Source organism: Inquilinus sp., assembly GCF_039594555.1.
Taxonomy (GTDB): domain Bacteria; phylum Pseudomonadota; class Alphaproteobacteria; order DSM-16000; family Inquilinaceae; genus Inquilinus.
The window spans coordinates 1-6,465 of sequence record NZ_JBCNNF010000389.1 but is presented as its reverse complement, the minus strand read 5'-3'; the positions used below and the strand labels follow the sequence as shown (position 1 = coordinate 6,465).

The following is a 6,465-nucleotide window of genomic DNA, read 5'->3' as shown; positions in this document are numbered from 1 at the left end:
CTTGGACACGCCGGTGCCGCCGGTGCCGACGTAGCGCATCTGCGCGCGGCGGTACTTCGGGTCGTAGTCGGCCTGGAACTTCAGCGCGTCCCAGTCGTAGCGGCGCGTCGACAGGCGCGCGACGCGCCCTTCCATCCAGTCCGCGAAGCTCGCGTCGGCGGGCTGGTCCCACGACTTGCGTTCGATATCGAGCTGCTCCATGGTGTTCTCCTAGAAACTTCAGGGACCCTCGGGTCCGCAATTTTCCAAAGCGCCGGATCGACCGTATTCGTCGATTCGGCATGCTGATGATTGAAGCGTCAATGCATCACGAAACCGCCGTTCACCGGCAGCAACTGCCCGGTCACGAAACGCGCGGCGTCCGACAGCAGGAACAGCACCGGACCCGTCACGTCCTCGGGCCCTTGCGCACGCGGCAGCGCGCGGCCCTGCAGGTAATAGGCATGGCGTTCGGCCGGCACGTAGCGAGTCGCCTCGACCTCGGTCAGGCCCGGCGCGATCGCATTGACCGTCACCGAGGCGGCGCCGTATTCGCGCGCCAGCGCATGCGTCATGGCGATCACGGCGCCCTTGCTGGCCACGTAGGCGAGCAGCCGGGGCGCGCCCCACAGGGCCGTGTCCGAGGCGATGTTGACGATCGCGCCGCGTCCCGAGCGCGCCAGGTGCGGATAGGCCGCGTTCGAGGCCAGCCACACGCCGCGCACGTTCACGTCCATCACCGCGTCCCAGGTGCCGATCTCGAGCTCGGCCGCGTCGCGGCCGCCCGAGTTGGTGATGGCCGCGTTGTTGACCAGCCCGTCGATGCCGCCCAGCGCGCCGGCCGCCTCGGCGACGAAGCGCGCCACGCTGGCCGGATCGGCTTCAAGGCCGCCGGTGTACAAGGGCACGCTCGACGTCGTCCATAACGGCCTCGACATGGACGCGCCGGCGCCGCCGCCGGAGGCGAAGGAGAACATCATCATCCAGGTCGGGCGGGTGATCCCGGACAAGGGGCCGCTGGAATTCGCCCGGGCGATGAAGCCGGTGCTGGCGGCGCATCCGGACTGGCGGGCGGTGATGATCGGCCGCGGCCGCGACCCGGAATTCGTCGAGCAGGTCAAGTCCACCCTCGCCGAGGCCGGCGACCGGGCGCAGTTCCTGCCCTTCATGCCGCATGACGAGGTCATGGGCTGGGTCCGCCGCGCCGCCATCGCCTCCGTCCCCTCGGTCTATGAGGAGCCGTTCGGGCGGACGGCGCTGGAGGCGCTGACCTGGGGCGCCGCCCTGATCTGCTCCGGCACCGGCGGCCTGCGCGAGATCACCGCCGACACGGCGGTGACCTTGCCCAAGGTGACGGCGGAGAATATCCAGGCCGCGGCCGAGACGCTGATCGGCGACCCGGCGCTGCGCCGCCGGCTGCAGGTCGAGGGGCCGGTCCGCGCCCGGGCGCATTTCGATGCCCGCAGCATCGTCGCCGGGCTCGACGAGATCCGCGCCCGCCATCTGGCCGCCGCGGGTGTAGGCTAAACGCCGTCCCGCCCCGACGTCACATTCCGGAAGGCTGCTTCGTCTTGTCTGCATCGCCCGTCGCCCCCGAGACGCAGATGGACCAAGCCCATGCCCGCACCGACGCCGCGGACTTCGAAGCCAGCCGCAGGGTTCTCTGGGGCTTGGCCTACCGCATGCTCGGCTCGCGCGCCGATGCCGAGGACGCGGTGCAGGAGACCTGGCTGCGCTGGCAGGCGGCCGACCGAAGCGGCATCGACAACGCCCGGGCCTGGCTGGTCACGGCCTGCACCCGGCTGTGCATCGACCAGCTGCGCTCGGCCCGGCACCGGCGCGAGACCTATGTCGGCCCCTGGCTGCCGGAGCCGCTGGTGACCGACACCGCCCCCTCCGCCGCCGATGAGTTGGAACGTGCCGAGACGCTGACCACCGCCTTCCTGCTGCTGCTGGAAAAGCTGACCCCGGTCGAGCGCGCGGCCTATCTGTTGCAGCATGTCTTCGGCCTCGACCATGCCGCCGTGGCGACGGCGCTGGACCGCACCGACGTCGCCACCCGCCAGCTGGTCAGCCGGGCCCGGCGCAAGCTGGAAGGCAGCGGTCTGACCGCCGAGCCGGTGCCGCAGCCGCAGCACCGGGCGATGGTGACGGCGTTCCGCGACGCGCTGCGCTCCGGCGACCTGGCGCAGCTGACCGCGCTCCTGGCCCGCGACGCCAGGCTGTACAGCGACGGCGGCGGCAAGGTGCGGGCGGCGATGAACGTGATCGAGGGCGCCGACAAGGTGGCCCGATTCTTCGAGGGCGTGTGGCGCAAATTCGCGCCGGACTTTATCTATCTGCCGCGCTGGATCAATGGCCAGCCGGGCTGGCTGGTGATGAACGGGGACGACCTGATCGGCACCATTGACTTCGCCGTCGGGCCTGACGGCATCACCGGCGTGTTCTGGACCCGCAACCCCGACAAGCTGGGCTCGGTTCCGCTGCCGGAACGAGGCTCCGCCTGATCGTTCCGGCCGCGATCGATGCGGCTTGACGGGGCAGGGGTGCATCCGTATAGTCCGCGCGCTTTTCCGGGAGCCGGCTGTAACCCGTCGCAGGACGGGTTAGACGCGCTTTCCGCAGAGACAGACGACCGCGGAGGCATCTGGGATGCGGCCGCGACAAGCGAAGGACTCCGGTTGGCCCCGCAGGTGTGGGCGCCTCGGGGTCCTGTATCGTTTGCGTCATCCTTCTCTCGGAATGGGTGTCTGCACGGTGGGACCCGGAGGGGTGGGCCGCTTTGCCGGGCCGTTTTTTGTCGAAGAACCAAGAAGGGCAGATATGCCGACGATCAATCAGTTGATCCGTAAGCCGCGCCAGCCTCAGCGGGCGCGCAACAAGGTGCCGGCTCTCCAGGCCTGCCCGCAGAAGCGTGGCGTTTGCACCCGCGTCTACACCACGACCCCGAAGAAGCCGAACTCGGCGCTTCGTAAGGTGGCGCGCGTGCGTCTCACCAACGGGTTCGAGGTGACGAGCTACATCCCGGGTGAGGGCCACAACCTGCAGGAGCACTCGGTCGTCATGATCCGCGGCGGTCGTGTGAAGGACTTGCCGGGCGTGCGCTACCACATCATTCGCGGCACGCTCGATACGCAGGGTGTCAAGGATCGTCGCCAGCGCCGGTCGAAGTACGGCGCCAAGCGTCCGAAGTAAGGAGGTCTCCCCATGTCCCGTCGCCATCGCGCCGAGAAGCGTGAGATCCTGCCGGACCCGAAATTCGGCGATGTCATCCTGTCGAAGTTCATGAACAACCTCATGTACGACGGCAAGAAGTCGGCCACCGAGAGCATCGTCTACGGTGCCCTCGACAAGCTGCAGGCCCGCACCAAGGCCGACCCGATCGTGGCCTTCCACGAGGCGCTGGCGAATGTCCGCCCGCATGTGGAAGTCCGGTCGCGCCGCGTCGGCGGTGCCACCTACCAGGTGCCGGTCGAGGTTCGTGCCGAGCGTGGCCAGGCCCTGGCCATCCGCTGGCTGATCGCGGCCGCGCGCAAGCGTTCCGAGACCACCATGGTCGACCGCCTCTCGAACGAGCTGATGGATGCCGCCAACCAGCGCGGCGCCGCGGTGAAGAAGCGCGAAGACACGCACAAGATGGCGGACGCCAATAAGGCGTTCTCGCACTACCGCTGGTAACCCAGCCTCCGGCCCGAGAGACTGATCATGCCGCGTAGCCACGCGATCGAGAAATACCGCAACATCGGCATCATGGCGCACATCGATGCCGGTAAGACGACCACGACCGAGCGAATCCTCTACTACACCGGAAAGTCCTACAAGATCGGCGAAGTGCATGAAGGCACGGCGACGATGGACTGGATGGAGCAGGAGCAGGAGCGCGGCATCACCATCACCTCGGCTGCCACCACTGCGTTCTGGCGCGACTACCGCGTCAACATCATCGACACGCCCGGCCACGTCGACTTCACCATCGAAGTCGAGCGTTCGCTGCGCGTGCTCGATGGCGCGGTGACGGTGTTCGACTCGGTGGCCGGTGTCGAGCCGCAGTCCGAGACCGTCTGGCGCCAGGCCGACAAGTACCACGTGCCGCGGATCTGCTTCGTCAACAAGATGGACCGGATCGGCGCCAACTTCTATCGCTGCGTCGACATGATCAAGGACCGGCTGGGCGCGAACCCGCTGGTGCTGAACATGCCGATCGGCATCGAGAGCGACTATTCCGGCATCGTCGACCTGGTGGAGAACCGGGCGGTGATCTGGGAGGACGACAGCCTCGGCGCCAAGTTCCATTTCGCCGAGATCCCGGCCGACCTGCAGGAGAAGGCCGCCGAGCTGCGCCAGGCCCTGCTCGACACCGCGGTCGAGATGGACGACGACGTGATGACGGCCTATCTCGACGGCAACGAGCCGACGCCGGAGCAGCTGCGCGCCTGCATCCGCAAGGGCACGCTGGCGTTCAAGTTCGTGCCGGTGCTCTGCGGCTCCGCCTTCAAGAACAAGGGCGTGCAGACCCTGCTCGACGCCGTCGTCGACTTCCTGCCGTCGCCGCTCGACGTCGCCGAGGTCCAGGGCCACAAGGTCGATTCCGACGAGATCGACACCCGCCCGACCAATGACGAGGCGCCGTTCTCGGCCCTCGCCTTCAAGATCATGACCGACCCGTTCGTCGGCTCGCTGACCTTCGCCCGCATCTATTCGGGCACGCTGCTGGCCGGCTCCTACGTCCAGAACTCGGTCAAGAACCAGAAGGAGCGGGTAGGCCGCATGCTGCTGATGCATGCGAACAACCGCGAGGAGATCAAGGAGGCCAACGCCGGCGACATCGTCGCGCTGGTCGGCCTGAAGGCGACCACCACCGGCGACACGCTGTGCGACCCGGCCAAGCCGATCGTGCTCGAGCGCATGGAGTTCCCGGAGCCGGTCATCGAGGTCGCCGTCGAGCCGAAGTCGAAGGCCGACCAGGAGAAGATGTCGACCGCGCTGCAGCGCCTGGCGCAGGAGGATCCGTCCTTCCGCGTGGCCGTCGACGCCGAGAGCGGCCAGACCGTGATCAAGGGGATGGGCGAGCTCCATCTCGAGATCCTGGTCGACCGCATGAAGCGCGAGTTCAAGGTCGACGCCAATGTCGGCGCGCCGCAGGTCGCCTATCGCGAGACGATCACGCAGAAGGCCGAGATCGACTACACGCACAAGAAGCAGACCGGCGGTTCGGGCCAGTTCGCTCGCGTGAAGCTGACCTTCGAGCCGCTGCCGGCGGGCTCGGGCTACCAGTTCGTGAGCTCGGTCATCGGCGGCACCGTGCCGAAGGAATACATCCCCGGCGTCGAAAAGGGCCTGAACTCGGCCAAGGATACGGGCGTGATCGCCGGCTTCCCGGTGATCGACTTCAAGGCCACCCTGACGGACGGCGCGTATCACGACGTCGACTCGTCGGTGCTGGCGTTCGAAATCGCCTCCCGCGCGGCGTTCCGCGAGGGCATTCCGAAGGCCAAGCCGGCGCTGCTGGAGCCGATCATGAAGGTCGAGGTGGTGACGCCCGAGGACTACATGGGCGACGTCATCGGCGACCTGAACAGCCGTCGCGGCCAGATCTCGGGCATGGACAGCCGCGGCAACGCGCAGGTCATCTCGGCGATGGTGCCGCTGGCCAACATGTTCGGCTACGTCAACACCCTGCGGTCGATGTCCCAGGGGCGTGCCCAGTATTCGATGCACTTCGATCACTACGAGCAAGTGCCCCAGGCGGTCGCCGACGAAGTCCGCGCCAAGCTGGCTTGATGCGCGCGTAAGAAGAACGGAGAGAGAGAATGGCGAAGGCGAAGTTTGAGCGGACGAAGCCGCACTGCAACATCGGGACGATTGGTCACGTGGACCATGGGAAGACGTCGCTGACGGCGGCGATCACGAAGGTGCTGGCGGAGAAGGGCGGGGCGACGTTCACGGCGTACGACCAGATCGACAAGGCGCCGGAAGAGAAGGCGCGCGGGATCACGATCTCGACGGCGCATGTGGAGTACGAGACGGACAACCGTCACTACGCGCATGTGGACTGCCCGGGCCACGCCGACTACGTGAAGAACATGATCACGGGCGCGGCGCAGATGGACGGCGCGATCCTGGTGGTGTCGGCGGCGGACGGCCCGATGCCGCAGACGCGCGAGCACATCCTGCTGGCGCGCCAGGTCGGCGTTCCGGCGCTGGTGGTGTTCCTGAACAAGGTCGACATGGTCGACGACGCGGAGCTGCTGGAGCTGGTGGAGCTCGAGGTCCGGGAGCTGCTGTCGAGCTACGACTTCCCCGGCGACGACATTCCGATCGTTCCGGGCTCGGCGCTGGTGGCGCTGGAGGACGGCGATGCGAAGCTGGGCCGCGACGCGATCCTGGAGCTGATGAAGCAGGTGGACGCGTACATCCCGCAGCCGGAGCGTCCGAAGGACAAGCCGTTCCTGATGCCGATCGAGGACGTGTTCTCGATCTCGGGCC

Annotated in this window: 7 protein-coding genes and 1 pseudogene; 6 read left to right on the top strand and 2 right to left on the bottom strand. The window is 67.5% G+C overall.

Translation table 11 applies throughout. From position 1 onward, the window contains the following. Together ABDW35_RS29440 and ABDW35_RS29435 are read right to left on the bottom strand one after the other, a co-directional pair. Positions 1–201 (bottom strand): annotated as a pseudogene (locus tag ABDW35_RS29440) (hypothetical protein); the annotation flags it as partial. A gap of 98 nt (positions 202–299) precedes the next feature. After that, positions 300–881, bottom strand: a complete 582-nt coding sequence (locus ABDW35_RS29435; RefSeq protein WP_343717406.1) for an SDR family oxidoreductase — start codon at positions 879–881, stop codon at positions 300–302. On the opposite strand from ABDW35_RS29435, the gene ABDW35_RS29430 reads away from it, so the two are divergent. From ABDW35_RS29430 to ABDW35_RS29405, 6 genes are all read left to right on the top strand, one after another. Then, a complete protein-coding gene (locus ABDW35_RS29430) occupies positions 874–1,506 on the top strand; it encodes a glycosyltransferase family 4 protein (RefSeq protein WP_343717405.1) in 633 nt (210 codons plus the stop codon). The two genes, ABDW35_RS29435 and ABDW35_RS29430, sit on opposite strands and share 8 nt — an antisense overlap. 77 nt (positions 1,507–1,583) lie before the next feature. Further along, positions 1,584–2,486, top strand: a complete 903-nt coding sequence (gene sigJ / locus ABDW35_RS29425; protein WP_343717404.1) for an RNA polymerase sigma factor SigJ — start codon at positions 1,584–1,586, stop codon at positions 2,484–2,486. Positions 2,487–2,802: 316 nt separating this feature from the next. Next, entirely contained in the window at positions 2,803–3,174 is a 372-nt protein-coding gene (gene rpsL / locus ABDW35_RS29420; RefSeq protein WP_026873043.1) for a 30S ribosomal protein S12, read from the top strand. Between the two features lie 12 nt (positions 3,175–3,186). Next, complete coding sequence (rpsG, locus tag ABDW35_RS29415) at positions 3,187–3,657, top strand: 30S ribosomal protein S7 (RefSeq protein ID WP_034842379.1); 471 nt, start codon at positions 3,187–3,189, stop codon at positions 3,655–3,657. 27 nt (positions 3,658–3,684) lie between these two features. Beyond that, positions 3,685–5,760 carry an elongation factor G gene (gene fusA, locus ABDW35_RS29410; RefSeq protein WP_343717403.1) on the top strand — a complete coding sequence of 692 codons (2,076 nt, stop codon included), beginning with the start codon at positions 3,685–3,687 and terminating at the stop codon, positions 5,758–5,760. 29 nt (positions 5,761–5,789) lie between these two features. Further along, positions 5,790–6,465, top strand: a 676-nt coding sequence (locus ABDW35_RS29405; protein ID WP_343717402.1) for a GTP-binding protein, incomplete at its 3' end; no start/stop codon positions are given.

Bases quoted from the DNA above. Each gene is read 5' to 3' on its own strand.
- fusA (WP_343717403.1), top strand. From the start codon at position 3,685: ATGCCGCGTAGCCACGCGATCGAGAAATACCGCAACATCGGCATCATG.
- rpsG (WP_034842379.1), top strand. From the start codon at position 3,187: ATGTCCCGTCGCCATCGCGCCGAGAAGCGTGAGATCCTGCCGGACCCG.
- rpsL (WP_026873043.1), top strand. From the start codon at position 2,803: ATGCCGACGATCAATCAGTTGATCCGTAAGCCGCGCCAGCCTCAGCGG.
- sigJ (WP_343717404.1), top strand. From the start codon at position 1,584: ATGGACCAAGCCCATGCCCGCACCGACGCCGCGGACTTCGAAGCCAGC.